At 37.9% G+C, this 16,522-nt stretch carries 17 protein-coding genes and 1 other annotated feature; of the genes, 10 read left to right on the top strand and 7 right to left on the bottom strand.

Annotated elements, in window-relative coordinates:
• Nucleotides 1-28: 28 nt before the first annotated feature.
• From ACJ004_RS06065 to ACJ004_RS06040, 6 genes are all read left to right on the top strand, one after another.
• Nucleotides 29-283: a biotin/lipoyl attachment domain-containing protein gene (locus ACJ004_RS06065; protein WP_410891805.1), complete on the top strand. Its 255-nt coding sequence runs from the start codon at nucleotides 29-31 to the stop codon at nucleotides 281-283.
• A gap of 175 nt (nucleotides 284-458) precedes the next feature.
• Entirely contained in the window at nucleotides 459-2,057 is a 1,599-nt protein-coding gene (locus ACJ004_RS06060; protein ID WP_410891804.1) for an amidohydrolase, read from the top strand.
• Nucleotides 2,058-2,180: 123 nt separating this feature from the next.
• Nucleotides 2,181-2,427, top strand: a binding site (T-box leader).
• A gap of 79 nt (nucleotides 2,428-2,506) precedes the next feature.
• Nucleotides 2,507-3,772, top strand: a complete 1,266-nt coding sequence (ilvA, locus tag ACJ004_RS06055; RefSeq protein ID WP_410891803.1) for a threonine ammonia-lyase IlvA — start codon at nucleotides 2,507-2,509, stop codon at nucleotides 3,770-3,772.
• Between the two features lie 264 nt (nucleotides 3,773-4,036).
• Nucleotides 4,037-4,756, top strand: a complete 720-nt coding sequence (locus ACJ004_RS06050; RefSeq protein ID WP_410891801.1) for a YebC/PmpR family DNA-binding transcriptional regulator — start codon at nucleotides 4,037-4,039, stop codon at nucleotides 4,754-4,756.
• 356 nt (nucleotides 4,757-5,112) lie between these two features.
• Nucleotides 5,113-6,327 (top strand): ATP-grasp domain-containing protein, encoded by a 1,215-nt coding sequence (locus ACJ004_RS06045; RefSeq protein ID WP_410891799.1) that lies wholly within the window; start codon nucleotides 5,113-5,115, stop codon nucleotides 6,325-6,327.
• Nucleotides 6,328-6,468: 141 nt separating this feature from the next.
• The gene (locus tag ACJ004_RS06040) at nucleotides 6,469-7,497 is read left to right on the top strand and encodes a YheC/YheD family endospore coat-associated protein (protein ID WP_410892131.1); all 1,029 of its coding nucleotides are present in this window, start codon (nucleotides 6,469-6,471) and stop codon (nucleotides 7,495-7,497) included.
• A 159-nt stretch (nucleotides 7,498-7,656) separates the two neighbouring features.
• Here the strand turns inward: ACJ004_RS06040 and ACJ004_RS06035 are convergent, their stop codons facing one another.
• The gene (locus ACJ004_RS06035) at nucleotides 7,657-9,036 is read right to left on the bottom strand and encodes a Mur ligase family protein (protein ID WP_410891797.1); all 1,380 of its coding nucleotides are present in this window, start codon (nucleotides 9,034-9,036) and stop codon (nucleotides 7,657-7,659) included.
• Between the two features lie 296 nt (nucleotides 9,037-9,332).
• On the bottom strand, nucleotides 9,333-10,250 hold the full coding sequence (locus tag ACJ004_RS06030) for a DMT family transporter (protein WP_410891796.1): 918 nt from the start codon (nucleotides 10,248-10,250) through the stop codon (nucleotides 9,333-9,335).
• 293 nt (nucleotides 10,251-10,543) lie between these two features.
• Between ACJ004_RS06030 and ACJ004_RS06025 the strand changes: the two genes are divergently transcribed.
• A complete protein-coding gene (locus tag ACJ004_RS06025) occupies nucleotides 10,544-11,068 on the top strand; it encodes a YbaK/EbsC family protein (RefSeq protein ID WP_410891795.1) in 525 nt (174 codons plus the stop codon).
• A 200-nt stretch (nucleotides 11,069-11,268) separates the two neighbouring features.
• Here ACJ004_RS06025 and ACJ004_RS06020 read toward each other — a convergent pair whose 3' ends face one another.
• From ACJ004_RS06020 to ACJ004_RS06010, 3 genes are all read right to left on the bottom strand, one after another.
• Nucleotides 11,269-11,697, bottom strand: a complete 429-nt coding sequence (locus ACJ004_RS06020) for a VOC family protein (protein WP_410891794.1) — start codon at nucleotides 11,695-11,697, stop codon at nucleotides 11,269-11,271.
• A gap of 109 nt (nucleotides 11,698-11,806) precedes the next feature.
• Nucleotides 11,807-12,700: an alpha/beta hydrolase gene (locus ACJ004_RS06015; RefSeq protein WP_410891792.1), complete on the bottom strand. Its 894-nt coding sequence runs from the start codon at nucleotides 12,698-12,700 to the stop codon at nucleotides 11,807-11,809.
• 141 nt (nucleotides 12,701-12,841) lie between these two features.
• Nucleotides 12,842-13,246: a hypothetical protein gene (locus ACJ004_RS06010; RefSeq protein WP_410891791.1), complete on the bottom strand. Its 405-nt coding sequence runs from the start codon at nucleotides 13,244-13,246 to the stop codon at nucleotides 12,842-12,844.
• Nucleotides 13,247-13,495: 249 nt separating this feature from the next.
• On the opposite strand from ACJ004_RS06010, the gene ACJ004_RS06005 reads away from it, so the two are divergent.
• Both ACJ004_RS06005 and ACJ004_RS06000 read left to right on the top strand, forming a co-directional pair.
• Nucleotides 13,496-13,888, top strand: a complete 393-nt coding sequence (locus ACJ004_RS06005; protein WP_410891789.1) for an SET domain-containing protein — start codon at nucleotides 13,496-13,498, stop codon at nucleotides 13,886-13,888.
• Nucleotides 13,889-14,109: 221 nt separating this feature from the next.
• Entirely contained in the window at nucleotides 14,110-14,457 is a 348-nt protein-coding gene (locus ACJ004_RS06000; RefSeq protein WP_410891787.1) for a c-type cytochrome, read from the top strand.
• 138 nt (nucleotides 14,458-14,595) lie between these two features.
• Here the strand turns inward: ACJ004_RS06000 and yyaC are convergent, their stop codons facing one another.
• Nucleotides 14,596-15,189 carry a spore protease YyaC gene (yyaC, locus tag ACJ004_RS05995; RefSeq protein ID WP_410891786.1) on the bottom strand — a complete coding sequence of 198 codons (594 nt, stop codon included), beginning with the start codon at nucleotides 15,187-15,189 and terminating at the stop codon, nucleotides 14,596-14,598.
• Between the two features lie 175 nt (nucleotides 15,190-15,364).
• Between yyaC and ACJ004_RS05990 the strand changes: the two genes are divergently transcribed.
• Entirely contained in the window at nucleotides 15,365-15,802 is a 438-nt protein-coding gene (locus ACJ004_RS05990; RefSeq protein ID WP_410891785.1) for a GNAT family N-acetyltransferase, read from the top strand.
• A gap of 33 nt (nucleotides 15,803-15,835) precedes the next feature.
• Here ACJ004_RS05990 and ACJ004_RS05985 read toward each other — a convergent pair whose 3' ends face one another.
• Complete coding sequence (locus tag ACJ004_RS05985) at nucleotides 15,836-16,453, bottom strand: RraA family protein (RefSeq protein ID WP_410891784.1); 618 nt, start codon at nucleotides 16,451-16,453, stop codon at nucleotides 15,836-15,838.
• Between the last annotated feature and the right edge of the window lie 69 nt (nucleotides 16,454-16,522).

The following is a 16,522-nucleotide window of genomic DNA, read 5'->3' as shown; positions in this document are numbered from 1 at the left end:
TATAAAATAAAAAAAGGAGTGGAGAAATTTGTCTGTAACGGAAGAAGCCATTTTCAGTCCATGTTCTGGTACCGTGGAATCTGTTTTAACAGAGGAAAATAATCATGTATATGAATGGGAGAAACTGTTTTTAATTAAAACCCAGAACGGTAGAATTGAAGAGATTTCTGTCGGGATCAGTGGGTATATAAAATCATTACCTATTAAGAAGGGGCAAGAAGTTAATTCTCAAACAGTCCTAGCAACCATCCAAGATGATTTGTTAATTACTGGATCCGATTAAAGCACTCAAATATACTTTTATAAAACTCTTTTCGTTCAGTCGGAAAGAGTTTTTTTCCATGGTAAAGATCAAATTTTCTTAGAGCCATTAGTGAAAACGACATTAATACGTCTATCTTGCTGTCGATTTACTAATTATAATAGAAGAAAAGTTCATTTTTGTAAGGAGAGATAGGATGACCAAGAAAATTTTTACGAACGGAGCCATCTATACATTAGACGCCAGTCAGTCAATAGTGGAATCGGTCGTTGTTGAAAAGGGGAGAATTGTAGATTTAGGGTCGCACGCGGATATGCTTTTACAATGGGGAAGAGATGGGGCCAAGGTCATTGATTTACAAGGGAAAATGGTCACTCCAGGCCTCATTGATAGCCACCTGCATCTGTCTGGTGTGGCGTTCAACTTTTTAGACCTTAATTTAACAGGCGTTAAATCAAAGGACGAAATGCTTGAGAAAATTAGACAGAAGGCCAATACAGTTGCGCCTGGTATGTGGCTCATTGGAATGGGATGGGATGAAAATCTCTTTACGGAAGGAGGCATTCCAACATTAGAGGAATTAGATCATGTGGCACCCCACTGTCCAATTTATCTAAAACGGATATGTCACCATGCCTTTTTGGTGAATAGCAAGGCTCTTGAAATGAGTCAGTATCATCCCACAAATGAAGTACCAACTGGCGGCACGGTCGTATTTGATCCGAGAACGAATAAACCGACAGGACTACTGCTCGAATCGGCATCACAACTGATTACAAAATATATACCGGAGCGCACCTGCCAAGAGTTGAAGGATGGTTTGCAGCAAGCGATGCAATTTGCGATGAAAAAGGGTTTAACAAGTGTACATACCAATGATCCTGCGTATTTAGGAGGTTTAGATCAAACATATCGGCTTTTTAATGAATTAATTAACCAAGAGGGACAAGGATTACGCTGTAATTTACTTATCGATTATCCCTATCTTCATCAATTGAAAGAAAGAGGGATGTATGCAGGATTCGGAAATGAGAAATTACAAATCGGGGCGATTAAGATTTTTGCTGATGGTGCTTTTGGAAGAAGAACCGCTCTTCTGTCGGAGCCGTATCATGATCAACCAAACCAGTTTGGTGATGCCATGTATGATCAAGAGACCCTTTATCAGGTAGTTAGAGACATAAGAGAACATTCCATGCCACTAGCAGTCCATACGATTGGCGACAAGGCTTTAGAAAATGTTCTAGATATCCTTGATCAATTCCCAAAAGTCGAATACCGTGACCGGATCATTCATACGTCACTGGTACGGGAGGATTTAGTTCATCGATTAGCAGACCCGAGCCGGATTGCTGATATACAACCAAGATTTGTAGTTGGGGACTATCCATGGGTGATAGAAAGAGTGGGAGATAGGCGGGAGAACTATCTATATGCGTGGAAAACGTTACTCGGTTCTGGCGTTTTGTGTGCCGGTGGGTCTGATGCACCAGTCGAACCTGTCGATCCTTTACTTGGTATTCATGCTGCAGTAACCCGTAGATCTCCTGGGGATTCTCATCAGGGATGGAATGCAAAAGAGAACCTCTCGATGCTTGAGGCTGTTAAACTATTTACAGTCGGAGGCGCTTATGCCACCAATGAAGAAAATCATAAGGGATCCATTTCAAGAGGGAAGTTGGCTGATTTCACGGTTTATTCTAACGATCTATTTAAAATGGAGAATCCTGACGAACTACTTCATACAGAAATTGAAATGACGATTATTGATGGAGAAATAAAATTTAAAAAATAACCAATAAACTGGGTAAAAAGAAGGCTTATTCGATGTAAGCGCTTTATAATTAACAAAATAATTAAAATAGTCAAAAAATATTGACAGGCATTTTTTTCAGTGGTAACCTTATAAAAAATTGAAGAAGAATCAATGAAGAGAAGAGTAGGATATGCCCTTGTTCTACAGAGAGTCGACAGTTGCTGAAAGTCGATGTCAGGACGTATGCGAAGATCATCTCGGAGATGTGTAGCTGAAAAAAGTGAAGTAAGCTAGACCGGAATGTCCGCCGTTACAATGGAACACGTACTGGAATGGTACGTTGATCGAGAGCCGCAGTGTTTGTTTGCTGTGGAAGTAGGGTGGTATCGCGAGTTCACTCGTCCCTATACTATGGGGACGAGTTTTTTGTGTTTAATAAATAGTATTTGAACTTATGAATGGATGCAAAAATTTAGGAGGGAAAAAAGATGAATCAACAAGTTGATAAGAAAGTGTTTAATGTGGAGGATATTATTATTGCTAGCCATAACATAAAGGATGAAATTTCACCAACTCCGCTGCAATATAATCACTTGTTGTCAGAACGATATGGCTGCCATGTCTACTTGAAACGCGAAGATTTACAAAGCGTTCGGTCTTTTAAAATCCGCGGAGCATACAATCGGATTAAAAAACTGAATGAGGACGAGTTAAAGAATGGAATTATCTGTGCAAGTGCAGGAAATCATGCACAGGGCGTAGCATATTCTTGTCATCTCCTAAATATTCATGGAAAAATCTTTATGCCGAGTACGACACCGAAGCAGAAAGTCAATCAGGTAAAATTTTGGGGCAAAGAGGATGTAGAAATTGTTTTAGTAGGAGATACTTTTGACGATGCTTATGAAAAAGCAATGGAATGCAGTCAAGAAGAAAATCGGACCTTTATCCATCCGTTTGATGATCCCGATGTTATTGCTGGACAAGGAACGGTAGCGGTAGAGCTACTCAATGATTGCCCTGAAAAAATTGATTATCTATTTGCCGCAATTGGCGGGGGAGGACTATTGTCTGGAGTTGGTACATACTTAAGACACTATTCTCCTCAAACACAATTAATTGGTGTGGAACCCCAGGGTGCTCCTGGTATGAAGGAATCCTTTTTAAAAGGGGAAGTAACTTCCTTAAAAGAAATTGATCCCTTCGTGGACGGGGCAGCGGTCAAGACGGTGGGTTCGTTGACTTTTGCCATTTGTAAGGAGCTCGTTGACGATATTCTTGTCGTTCCAGAAGGCAAGGTATGCACTACACTTTTATCTTTATACAATGAAAATGCTATCGTAGTTGAGCCGACAGGTGCACTATCAGTGGCAGCCTTGGATATGTACGCAGAAGAAATTAAAGGAAAAACGGTTGTCTGCATCGTCAGTGGTGGCAACAATGATATTGGCCGGATGCAGGAAATTAAAGAGCGTTCAAAAATCTATGAAGGACTGCAGCATTATTTTATTGTCAATTTCCCGCAGCGTCCAGGTGCCTTACGTGAGTTTTTACTAGATGTCCTCGGACCAAACGACGATATTAGCCATTTTGAATATACGAAAAAAAATAATCGCGAAACAGGTCCTGCGTTGGTAGGAATTGAGTTGAAGGATAAGGAAGATTACTCGCCGTTGATTGAACGAATCAAAGCGAAGGGATTTTTATATCGTGAAGTAAATAAGGATAGTACCCTGTTTCAAATGTTGGTATAGTTCCATATTAATAGACAGAGGTCGAACGAAGAGGTTTCGACCTCTTTTTGTCGTATAAAAGGGATGAAAATCAACTTCTTGGACAATTTTGCTTAATAGACACTTAACAAATGTTGCAATTAAGGTATAATATTATTTGTCAATGATATATACATCAAATAAGTAATGAACTCCTAATTATTATTTTGAACTTTGTTGATGATGCAGCCTAATTCATGATAATAATTTTGTGTAGATTCAGGAAGCAGAAAGAGAGTGTTCAGAATGGGACGTAAATGGAACAATATTAAAGAAAAGAAAGCTTCAAAAGATGCAAATACAAGCCGTATTTACGCTAAATTTGGAGTTGAAATTTATGTAGCTGCAAGACGAGGTGAACCTAATCCTGAATCCAATCAGGCTTTAAAGTTCGTGCTCGAGCGTGCAAAAACATATAATGTACCGAAACACATTATTGACCGTGCAATTGAAAAAGCAAAAGGCGGTTCCGAGGAAAGCTATTCCGAACTTCGCTATGAAGGGTTCGGACCAAATGGTTCCATGGTTATCGTTGATGCCTTAACAAATAACGTAAACCGTACCGCATCAGATGTACGTGCTGCATTTGGTAAAAACGGCGGGAACATGGGTGTAAGTGGCTCTGTGGCCTATATGTTCGATGCAACGGCTGTAATCGGTGTGGAAGGAAAAACCGAGGAAGATGTTCTTGAACTATTAATGGAAGCCGATGTGGACGTTCGTGACATCATTGAAGAAGAGGAATCAGTCATTGTCTATGCTGAGCCAGAACAGTTCCATGCTGTGCAAGAAGCATTCAAAAATGCTGGAGTTACGGACTTTACTGTGGCTGAATTAACCATGCTTCCGCAAAATGAAGTCGAACTTCCAGAAGACGCACAAGCTAAATTCGAGAAATTGATTGATGTATTAGAAGAGTTAGAAGACGTTCAACAAGTGTACCACAATGTTGATTTAGGTGAATAAACGTCAAAGCAGACCTGTAAAATTGATCAAGACACTAATTGAAAAAATCTAATAAAATAAAAGGATGCCACATATTAGTCAAATAAAATATGTGGCATCTTTTTTTGCTTTTTTACTTAGGATCTATTAAATTTCATTGTTGATATTTAGATCAAATAAAAAAACTGCTAAATTGCAGTCACTCTTTTCATTTTTAGAAATTCTTTCATTTAATTGTCTTAAGAATTATGACGATTGTCCATACCACTGTTGTCCTATGACAATATAATAAATTGTACTTATCAGATAATAACATATAAAACTGGTAAAGCTACATCCTTCATTAAAAAACTTTCAAAGATAGGATGACATGGCTTATGCGAACCATTGTATTTATTGAAACGAACAAATCCGGCTCCAGTAGAGAAGCAATAAAAGCTGCAGAAAGACTCGGCTATTTTACGGTGTTATTCACCAATAGACAAAAATTCATTCAACAAAGAACAGAATTTCCCGAAGTCCATCAAATGATTTTAGTAGAAACATCCAATTATGATGAATTAAAAAAAAACGTCAGCAAACTTCAAAAACAAGGTAAACAAATAAAAGGCATTTTTAGTTTTGTACATTCTTACGTTCATTTAGCAGCAGTATTATCAGAAGAATTTTGTACAAGTGTTGTCTCTACAGATTCCATTTTAAAAATGGAAAATAAAGTTTTAACTCGTGAGCTTCTCAAAGGACACCCAAATTCTCCCTATTATGCCCTTTATACACCAGATTACCCCTTAGAGTATTTTATAAATCAAGCCAAGGACTATTTACCTCTTATTTTAAAGTCTCCCGCATCTGCCGGCTCAAAAGATGTTCTCCTGGCAAATAACGAGAACCAGTTGAAGGTGGCCATACAAGAATTACGAAAAAAAAATGAACAGATTTTACTGGAGGAGTATCTAAAAGGACCCCAATACTTAATTGAAGTTTTGGTACACAATGGAAAAGTTCATATTGTCGCGATCATCGAACAACAGATTACTTTTTTACATCGATTTATCGTAACCGGATATTGTTTACTACCAGATATCAATCAAAGAATGTACGATAGTATTCTTGAAACAGTAAGTTCTATTTTAAAGGCTTTCGAAATGAAAAATGGTGCCTGTCACCTTGAAATGCGCTTAGTAAATGGGGTATGGAAATTAATTGAAATTAACCCAAGAATCTCAGGTGGAGCGATGAATCGAATCATTGAAGTGGGATTTGGAATTAATTTAGTAGAGGAAACGATTCAATTAATGTTAGGAAATAAGCCACATCTTACTAAAAAACATAGGAAGTATGTATACGCTCATTATTTAACAGTTGATTCTAGAGGAAAATTAATTAGGGTAACAGGGAAAGAGCTCAGCTCTCAATATCCCGGTGTAGAAGAGGTGTATATAAAACCCCGACAAGGACAGATATTACGTCCGCCATTATCAATGGGAGATCGTTATGGATACATTTTGGCGTCCTCATATTTTAAAATGGAAGCTAAAAGAATTGCCATGCGTGCAGCCAGCAATATACATTTCTACCTTGACCCAATTTAAAAATTCCGAGTCACAAGATCGTGCTGAAAAAAAAGAGTTCAGCCAAAAAATTTGTTAGTTCACCATGAGCTTTTAATGATTGAACAAAAATTCTAGTCTTTTTATGAGGAAAAGAATTTGGAGAGGTGGAAAAAAAGTAAAATGACGCTAATTGGCATGCTTCATTATCGTAGAGATCCAAGTAATGTAAAGAAAGCATATGCTTATGCCGCAGTAGCAAAAGCAGAAGGCGTAACCTTTTTTTACTTTACCCTAGGGAAGGTGAATATAAAACAGCAAAAAATTTTAGGAAAAGCCTATGAAAATGGAAAATGGATTGAAAAGGAATTTCCTTTCCCTGATGTCATTTATAATGCGAGTTACCTTGCAAGTGAGAAAACTAAACCAATCTTTGATTATTTGTTTGATAGGATTCCGTTTACTAGTCATTCAATAGGGGACAAATTGTCGGTATATAACAGAATTAAAAAGGCAAATAAATTTAAACAGTACCTTATTCCTTTTTATGAATTAACGGACGTTCAGATTTTTTTTGACATGATCCAACGTTATCAAAAAGTGATTATCAAGCCGTTATCTGGGCATCAAGGTGGGGGCGTTGTTTTTATTGAAAAATATGGATCAAATCATTACAAAATGAATGATGCAGGATTAGAATCATCAATTAATGAAAAACAAATGTTAGACATGTTATCCCATAAAATACACGAACAAGATTACGTAGTTCAACAGTTTATTACAAGTCAAACAAAATCTGGTCATGTTTTTGATTTCCGGTTGCATGTACAAAAAAATGGAGAAGGAAAATGGGTGATTACTTCTATATATCCAAGGATCGGGCGTTTAGGGACCATAACATCTAATATGGGGAGTGGTGGTTATAGTACTTACCTGGATATTTTTTTAAAAACAGAGTTTGGTGACTCCTGGTATGATATTAAAAAGTACCTTGAACAGTTTGCGATCAGTTTTTCAAATCATTTTGATTCTTTATATGACAATGAATTGGATGAATTAGGAATTGACGTCGGAATTGATGCAAACCAAAAACTATGGCTTTTTGAAGTGAATTGGAGACCAGGTCCACCTAATATATATAGTCTTGAATTAGATGTAGCCATAAATACGATTTTGTATGCTAAATATTTAGCTGATACAAATAAACATTAAACGGGAAATAAAATAAAACACTAAATACCTTCAAAATTTAATTTCCACATCTCTAAAAAAGGCAGCTTGCCGCTCATGAACTGAACCACCAATTTTGAAGAATTGGGACGCAGTTCATGAAAGGAAAGCTGCCTTTTTATGAGCAAAGTTTCTACTATTTTAACTTCTTAAATATTCGATGACATCATCGAAGTCTGAGTCATCCCCGCCCGTTTTGAAATAAACAATGTCATTTGGGATTAAAAATGAATCAAAAAACCTCTTTATTTCATCTGCATCTGAAAAATGATAAACATTATTCGGATTTACTCCTGCCTCTATAGCTGGCTTTTCAAAATCTCTTGCAATAAACCCTTTGGTGATGAGAATATCGACCCCCGAATCACCGAGTAGATGTCCTGCCTTTTCGTATTCTTCATCTGCATATTTTCCCAGTGCTGCCATTCTTCCCAGAACAGCAATTTTTCTTTGGGATGGCAATGAAATACTGCTTAATGTTTCTAAGCCTTTTCTTAAGGAAGCAGGATTTGACTTCCAAGTATCATCCACCAACGTAATTTGATTTCGTCCTTCAATGATTTGAAAATGGGATCTCATGTGATGATAAGAAGATAGTCTCTTTAAAGCATAGTGAATATCCACTCCTAAGATTGCAGCGGCTGCTAATGAAGCGGCTGCATTATATACATTATGCACACCAAGACCCGGTATATATCCTTTAAATTCACTTCGCTTATATTTAATCCAAAAAGTCATGCCGGATGAATTATTTTGATACTCCTTAATCCTAAAAATAGCATTCTTGTTTTTTCCGAAGGTTATAATCTCTCCCTTAAATTTAGAAGTATCGATGGAGGAGAGATAGGGGTCGTCCGAATTTAGGATGAGAATTCCCTCATTGTTCATACCTTCCATTATTTTTGCCTTTTCTGCTAGATAATCATCAAATGATCGAATTTTATCCGTATGATCCACATCAATCATTGTCATAATTCCAATCGTCGGGTAAAAATACTTACAGGACTCCGTCATATCCCTTTTTTTAGATACGGCTGTTTCAAACACTGCTACATCCGTATCTTCATCAATTCCCATTAAATAAGGAAGGTTGTAATAATCGGCATTTTTGCTGGATATGGTTGCCTGCACATTGTGTGTTTCTTTCAAAATGTGTTTTAACATTTCTTTCGTAGTAGACTTTCCACATGTACCAGTAATGGCGACGACAGGAATGTTAAACAGATGCCTGTAATACGAAGTGAATTTAAAGAAACTGTCTTTGAGATCCTTTACCATAATGATTTGCTCAGGATTTAATCTTTCCATATGCGAAAATGGTGTATCTGTAACGATGAATACATTCTTGTAATTCATTATCCTTTCAACAGGAACCTCTCTATTGTTCCAACGAAAATATAACGTATGACTCCTAATTTCAAATCTGTCATAAGTGACTTTTTTGATCCGTATACCTTTTTGTTTTTCATTTGGCTGAATGATCATTGCAGTTAAAATGTTCTCCAATAATAATGTCTTCAAAATGTCCCTCCTGAAGTTCCTTTTTTGAAAATGGGCATTTCTCCCAATAATGCTGTTCTATATGGTAGTAGTGATTGAATCCCTTTTATTTCACAGCTAATGTATCATATGACGTGTCCCCTAATGCAGGTGTGTGATAAAAACTCAGGCAATTAGCGGAAAATAAATCCATGTTTTCCTAAGTTTAAAAAACAACAAAACCCACTCGGTATCTCACCCCGAGTGGGCATGGTTCACACTTTTTTACCTAAATCACATTGCTGCTTTACCTAGCACTTTTTTGGTGATGTCAGGCGTCACCGTTTAACCGCCGATAATATAAAAATGGTTGCAATAATACAAAAAGAACCAATCCATTCGGCCGGACCAAATGATACTTGGAGCCAGACAACAGCTAAAAAGGCAGCTGAAAGTGGCTCGACACAGGCGAGAAGACTTGCTTCAGAGGCCTGAATGTATTTTAGACTTTCCATAAAACAAAAAAAGGCAATTAAAGTACCGAAAATAATGACAAAAACCACAGCAACAAAGGATGATAAACTCCAATGACCTTGAAAATTCCAGGGAGGATGAATCAAGCTAAAGCCAATCCCGCCTATCAACATTCCCCAGCCAACTGTAAGGAGAGAACCCCATTTTTTTAACAAACTTCCAGGATAGAGGGTATAAAATGCAAGAGCAAAAGCGGAAAGTATTCCCCAAGTAAAAGCAGAGCCTGATATGGAAAGTGAATGAATAGTTCCTTTTGTAACAAGTAGAAATGTTCCGAACAGGGCTATTCCTATCGCCATTATTTCATTTTTCGCAGGTAATTTCTTTGTCCGAAAACTTAAGTAACAAACGATAATCACAGGTGCGAGGTATTGCAAGACGGTTGCCGTTGCTGCATTTCCATATTCGATGGCTGCGAAATATGTATATTGAACACCAAACATGCCGATCACACCAAAGATGACTAACCGGAAAATATCCTGTTTATTTTTCCAAATGCTCCAGATATTTTGTTTGCCCACTGTGTGTGAAAAAAATAATAAACCAATCCCTGAAAAAAGCAGCCGGTTAACAACCAGCCAGTTCGTACTAAAGCCTTGTTGATGAAATAAGTATTGAGCCACCGTTCCTGAAACACCCCAAAAGGTTGCTGCAATCAGCACTAAAATGATGCCTTTTGCCCTTGGCCTTGGGGAGGAAACTGTTGCTACTTGCGAATTCATTCTATCCCTCCATTATGAAACCATACTAATAATCTAATCTATTAACAATGATTATAGCACTTCTTAGAAAAAGATGGCTTATGGCAATCTCAAAAAGTAAACGGCCGAAGAAATAGAGATTAATTGTGCCCATTAATAAATAAAAAAGGGGTCGTTGGTAACGAATAGAGGCTAATCGTGCCCGTGGCCCCCCAAAAAACGTGTGGACGGTAACGATTAAGTCGTCTGTTCGCTTTATCCTTATAAATTATGTTATTATTCATAATTATAACAATTTAGAAAGGATGAATTAGATGTCATTGGAAAGTGTAAAAGCCCATTTTAAACAGTGGGACCGTGATAAAGATGTAATGGAATTTGAAACCTCTAGTGCAACGGTAGAACAAGCTGCTGCAACAATTGGTGTAGCTCCAGCTCGGATTGCCAAAACCTTATCTTTTCGAGGGAGCGAGGATAAGGCTATCTTGATCGTTGCTGCTGGGGACGCAAAAATTGATAATAAGAAGTTCCGTCAGCAATTCAGTTTCAAAGCTCGAATGCTCACTCCGGATGAAGTACTTGAACAAACTGGACATGCCATTGGCGGTGTTTGTCCGTTCGGGCTGAATAATGAGCTAGATGTGTACTTAGATGTCTCCATGCAGCGCTTCGATATGCTCTATCCAGCTTGTGGAAGCACAAACTCAGCAATTGAGTTAACGAAAGAAGAGTTATTTAAGTATTCCTTTGCCAAGAAATGGATCGACGTTTGCAAAGGATGGGAAGAAGAGCAAAGTAGTCTGATTACCATAGAGTCTGAAAAATCGGCACAGCGGTAACCATAGAGGGCCTATGATGCCCGTTGAATGAGAAAATTCGATTCAGCGGTAACTATAGAGGGCCTATGATGCCCGTTATGCGAATAAAATTTCCTCAACGGTAACTTACTGAAGTGCAGAATGTCTTTAAAGAAGAAAAATTCAACGGACACAAAAAAAGACCTGGCAATTTGCCCGGTCTTTCTTAATAAATAAACCAATTACATAACGCTTTCACCATTATCATAATTAAATTGCCATTCAATTCCAAACTTATCTTTTAGGGAACCGTAGCACTTGCTCCAGAATGTTTCTTGTAGCTCCATGACTACAGTGCCACCTTCTTTCAGTTTGTTAAAATAGGAATTAATCTTATCTAAGTCCTTATTTACGATTGCCAGACTTATGTTGTTACCTGCAACAAACGGGGAACCAGGAAAAACATCAGAAAACATAACGTTACTTCCATCAATGTTAAGCCTTGTATGCATGACTAAGTTTTTTGCTTCCACAGGAAGTGAATATTCTGGGTTCGGCGGAGCATCCCCAAAGGTCATAATTTGCGGCTTTTCTGTTCCAAAAACCTCCGCGTAAAACTCTGCTGCCTCACGACAGTTCCCATTAAAGTTAAGATAAATATCAACAGACATGTGCATTAGCCCCTTTGTAAATAATTGTAATTATTGATCGATTATACCATTTAGTCACAAATTATCAAAATTTGCCCTTTTTGTGGAAGGACATCGTCGTAACAAACTATTAATAATACAACTTCTTCTGAACAAATTCTCCAATTTCGTCAATTGACTGTTGAGCTTCTGGAATCGCAAACGTTTGAAACACATGCCACATTTCGTCACATACTTTAAAGGTTACTTCGACACCCGCTGCACGAGCACGATCAACTAGACGGGCCGAATCACTTAAGAGGATTTCATCGTTCCCAACATGAACCAACAGTGAAGGGAGCCCAGACAAATCCGCATAAATTGGTGATACAAGAGGATGCCTGAGATCCAAATTCCTAATATATAATGCTGGTGTGGCACGCGATGCATCCGGGGAGAGCCATGGATCTAAGTCAGCCCTAGTTTCCATTGATTCACCCGTACCTTCCATATCTGTCCACGGAGATAAGAGTACCGCCAAAGCCGGTAAGGCTTCATCCTCGTCCTTTAATGAAAGAAGTGTAGCAAGAGTTAGACCGCCACCAGCAGAGTCACCACCGATAATAATTTTATCCGGAGATATACCAGAGGAAATCAACCAGCGATAGACTTTGAGGGCGTCTTCAATCGCAGCTGGAAATGGGTTTTCCGGTGCAAGTCGATATTCAGGGACTAAAACACGTGCCGATGTTGACCGTGATAGCTTCGATGCAAGGAATCGATGAGTATTACAGCTTCCCATTATGTATGCTCCACCATGAAGATAAAGGAAAACCCGGTCTTCCACGGCATTGGGTGCCATTACCCATTCGGCTGGAATTCCCTCAATGTTTGTTTTTTCGACGATGATATCCGGTGCCACAGGGGTTAAGGTGGATAATGCCTCTAGACCCTTTCTTGCTGTTTCGATGTCAGCTCCTGCTGTTTGGCTTGCTTTTGATGAGATTAAAAATTGTCTAACTAATACACTTTCTTGACTTGCCATGACGTTTTTTCCCCTTTCATATAAGAAATGTAAGCGTCTACATATAGAGATTTCTCCATTGTTTTATAAATTCCTCCATAATTTTACAACGTTTTTATGAACAAAAAGCCCCCGCATCAAAAATGCGGGAGCTTTTATAAGTTATCTTGGAGTGATTGGTTTCACTGTGATAGCAGGGGAGATAGTTGAAATAATACATCCCTCTAAATGTTCAGGATTTAATAACCCTAAATGAAGGGCCGCCTTGATTTTGGCATCATCTGGCTTTTTCACTACCTGGATAAGTTCGTTCATCTGTAAGTCTTCTAATCTTTTAATGGTTTCCACTTCATTATATTTCTCTGTTTTTCGAATTTGCCGTTGGAGTTTATAACCGCTTATGGTAATTTCGCCTTTATGATCAGAACCAACTAAATTATTAAAGTAATGTTGAAAGGTATCCTTTAGTTCATTCATTTCCAATTCAATTTCTTTCTTTTGCTTATTCAGCTCGTAATATTTCATCAACATTTCACCAGTAATCAAAGAAACATCGTTTTTCCCCATGTAACCGCCTCCTGTTGCGAACGTATATTCCTATATTATGTTTTCCCACTTCAAAAAATAACCTTTTCATCAGGTTGCCAATAAGAAATATTTTTTGACATTTTTTGAACAATGAGTTTTTTCTGAAAGGGTGTCAGGCACCAGCATAAATAAAGGTGGAAGGAAAAAACATTTGCTTTCTTCTTTAGTTAATGGCAAGCTATATTAAGATTAAAAACTTCATTGGAAAGAAATTAATAGGTGATTAACATGATTGAGATTAAAACTTCTAAGCTTAGTGATGGGGAATTAAATCGAGGGGTATTTGCGACGCGTGATATCGCAAAAGGTGAACTGATTCATGAAGCACCAGTTATTCCTTATCCTAATGAGGAACATGTTCATATTGAGAAAACGCTGCTTGCAGATTATGCATTTGAATATGGAATTAACCATACTGCGCTTCTTTTAGGATATGGGATGCTCTTTAACCATTCGTATGAGCCCAATGCTACGTATGAAATTAATTTTCCAAATCACACATTCGACTTTTACGCATACAAAGACATTAAAGCAGGGGAAGAAATCCTTATCAACTATAATGGGGAAGAGGACAATAATGACCCACTTTGGTTCAATAAAGAAGATTCCGAAAATGAATAAATAAGAAAAAGGATAGATTAAGGCAGGTTTTCTGCTTTGATCTATCCTTTTTTTCTTTGAATTAAGGTACCTTAAACATAGTATTAATACTGGAATAAACATAGGACTTTAGAAATATGATGTCATAGACTATGTTATTTTCACCTAAGTGATTGCCTAAAGGACGCTATTTCCAATAAGAAGGCAATCCCCTAGGAAACTAAAAAAAAAGGGGTGAAAGCTTGAAAAGGATTTTCGGTTTGGTTTTATCTATTTTAATGATTGCTTTAATGAGCGCTTGTAGTGATGATGAATCATCAAAGGAACCAGCAAACAAACCTGCAAGTGAACCGGCTACAGCGTCTGCAGGCGATGACATCTTTCAAAAAAGCTGTATCACCTGCCATAGTTCAGGTGACATTACTGGTGGTCAAGTAAAACTGGATTCAACGAAAATTCATGCCGATTTTCAAAAGAAAGAAGATCTTTATAGTTTTGTAGCAAAGAAAATGCCTAAGTCTGCTCCAGGTTCCTTATCAAAGGAACAATATGATGCAGTTGTAAATTATTTATGGGACCAAGAGCAGTAGTATATAAACACTAAAAAATGTCGAGAGTCCGGGGGCAGCTCCGGGCTATTTTGTTTCTAAAAAATACGATTCTAAAATTTCAATAAATTGAGAAATCTGATATTATTAATATGGTCCATAAATCGTTTGAATCGATTTCTAGCTATGTTGCAAAAGTGGATGAATCGAAGGATATTTATAATATTGTCTTACGGCTAGTGATATCCCTTTCGCAATATTTGTAGCCATTGTGTAAATAAGATGGAGGTTGGTCGAGAGCAGCGAACATTCCAATGTGGGATTGTTTTCCAAGACAACACCCATAATGCTGCAATCTCCAATCTGTGGAAGGTTTTTCCCTAACCCTGATCCTGGCAGGATGGAGCCGTCACGAACAACAATGGAGTTTACGATTCTTTCTGAACCTAGAACACTATCAATAGCAATGACAAAACTATTTTTCGGCAGAGTAATCCCAGAAACCTGCGGGATAAGTGTTTGTGCGTCTAAGGGTGACTGGAGGTTTCCGAATATAGTTAAATGTTTGGGATAGAGATTATGAAGTAAGGTACCAACAAATGGTCCAAGGCTGTCACCATTTATAACATTTGAACCAATTCCCATCACGAAAATATGTTCTGTACCTTCTGGAATGATAGAATGTAAACTATCCCGAATGAATAGTGGTGCTAACTTATGATTAAAAGGAATCATTCTTTCAAACAATGTGCGCCTAACGTCCAAACTGTTCATGTTGATTTCCTCCAAGGCAAATATTCTAATTGAGCAATGAACAAACGAACAAATCTTGTGGTTGAATGATATTATTTTAATATTCTGTATTCACCTGAAATAATCCTTCTATATTTTTTGAAAATCAATCGATCTCGAAGACTAGTAAACTGATCTTGTTAAGGAGGAATTTATAATGATCATTGAAAAAGCGACAATGAATGATCTAGAGTCGGTGACGGAACTGTTTGATTTATACAGGGAGTTTTATGAGCAAAAGTCAGACTTGGAGGGGGCAAGAGAGTTTTTAAAAGCAAGGTTAGTGAACGAGGAGTCTGTTGTTTTTCTGGCAGTTGAAGAGAGCATTCCCGTTGGTTTTGTTCAGTTATACCCGACCTTTTCATCGGTAAGCATGATGCGATCATGGATATTAAATGATTTGTATGTGAAAGAACAATTTCGCGGAAAAGGGGCAGGGGAGAAACTCATCCAAAAGGCCATTCAGTTTGCAAAAGATACAGGAGCAAAAGGCATTATGCTTGAAACAGGTAAGGAGAATCATAATGCCCAACGCCTTTATGAAAAAATTGGGTTTGAAAGGGAATCGAACTACTTTTATTACTATTCTATCTAAAAAAAGGATGCTAGTCATGGCATCCTTTTGGTTTTATTTGTTTATAAGTTCATCTAAATGTTTTAGAATGGCATCGCGATTTCCAGAAATCGTTTCTTCTCTTATTTGATCCTTTTTTAATTTTTTCAACGATCCTTCTAATACTTCTTGTTCAACCCTTTGCGGAATGACGACGACGCCGTCCGCGTCACCCACAACCATATCGCCTGGATGTACTGTCATTCCTCCGCATGAAATAGGGATATTTATTTCTCCAACCCCGGCTTTACCGCTTGCAGCGACTGTTGTGCCCCTAGCGAAAACAGGGAAGTTCAATGCTTTAATCCCCGCTATGTCACGAATTACACCATCCACAACAAATCCTCCAACCCCCAGTGTTTGAGCCATTCCAATAACAAAATCACCAGCAATAGCTCGGTAAAGATCTCCTTTGGCGTCAATGACGATAATATCCCCGGGTTTTGACGCGCGAATAGCCTTTAGAACAGCAAGGTTATCACCGACGGGTATCTTTACAGTTAATGCTCTTCCTGCAAGCTTATATGCTTCTTGTAGCGGTTTAATCGCAGGGTGCAGGTTATTTAAGCCTTCCATCGCATCCGATAAACAGGTTGTGGGGATGTCTTTAAATTTTTCAACGATCTGGTCCATAGAAATGCCCCTCTCATCCATTATTCTCCTTACTGCCATTATATCTCCAAACGAGATGCACTGCCCATT

Origin of the sequence: Neobacillus sp. 204 (assembly GCF_046562815.1) — a bacterium.
GTDB lineage: Bacteria > Bacillota > Bacilli > Bacillales > Cytobacillaceae > Neobacillus.
Note: the sequence above shows the minus strand (reverse complement) of the source record. Positions and strands in the feature narration are given on the sequence as shown.

Bases quoted from the DNA above. Each gene is read 5' to 3' on its own strand.
- ACJ004_RS06060 (WP_410891804.1), top strand. From the start codon at position 459: ATGACCAAGAAAATTTTTACGAACGGAGCCATCTATACATTAGACGCC.
- ilvA (WP_410891803.1), top strand. From the start codon at position 2,507: ATGAATCAACAAGTTGATAAGAAAGTGTTTAATGTGGAGGATATTATT.
- ACJ004_RS06050 (WP_410891801.1), top strand. From the start codon at position 4,037: ATGGGACGTAAATGGAACAATATTAAAGAAAAGAAAGCTTCAAAAGAT.
- ACJ004_RS06045 (WP_410891799.1), top strand. From the start codon at position 5,113: ATGCGAACCATTGTATTTATTGAAACGAACAAATCCGGCTCCAGTAGA.
- ACJ004_RS06040 (WP_410892131.1), top strand. From the start codon at position 6,469: ATGACGCTAATTGGCATGCTTCATTATCGTAGAGATCCAAGTAATGTA.
- ACJ004_RS06030 (WP_410891796.1), bottom strand. From the start codon at position 10,250: ATGAATTCGCAAGTAGCAACAGTTTCCTCCCCAAGGCCAAGGGCAAAA.
- ACJ004_RS06025 (WP_410891795.1), top strand. From the start codon at position 10,544: ATGTCATTGGAAAGTGTAAAAGCCCATTTTAAACAGTGGGACCGTGAT.
- ACJ004_RS06020 (WP_410891794.1), bottom strand. From the start codon at position 11,697: ATGTCTGTTGATATTTATCTTAACTTTAATGGGAACTGTCGTGAGGCA.
- ACJ004_RS06015 (WP_410891792.1), bottom strand. From the start codon at position 12,700: ATGGCAAGTCAAGAAAGTGTATTAGTTAGACAATTTTTAATCTCATCA.
- ACJ004_RS06010 (WP_410891791.1), bottom strand. From the start codon at position 13,246: ATGGGGAAAAACGATGTTTCTTTGATTACTGGTGAAATGTTGATGAAA.
- ACJ004_RS06005 (WP_410891789.1), top strand. From the start codon at position 13,496: ATGATTGAGATTAAAACTTCTAAGCTTAGTGATGGGGAATTAAATCGA.
- yyaC (WP_410891786.1), bottom strand. From the start codon at position 15,189: ATGAACAGTTTGGACGTTAGGCGCACATTGTTTGAAAGAATGATTCCT.
- ACJ004_RS05990 (WP_410891785.1), top strand. From the start codon at position 15,365: ATGATCATTGAAAAAGCGACAATGAATGATCTAGAGTCGGTGACGGAA.
- ACJ004_RS05985 (WP_410891784.1), bottom strand. From the start codon at position 16,453: ATGGACCAGATCGTTGAAAAATTTAAAGACATCCCCACAACCTGTTTA.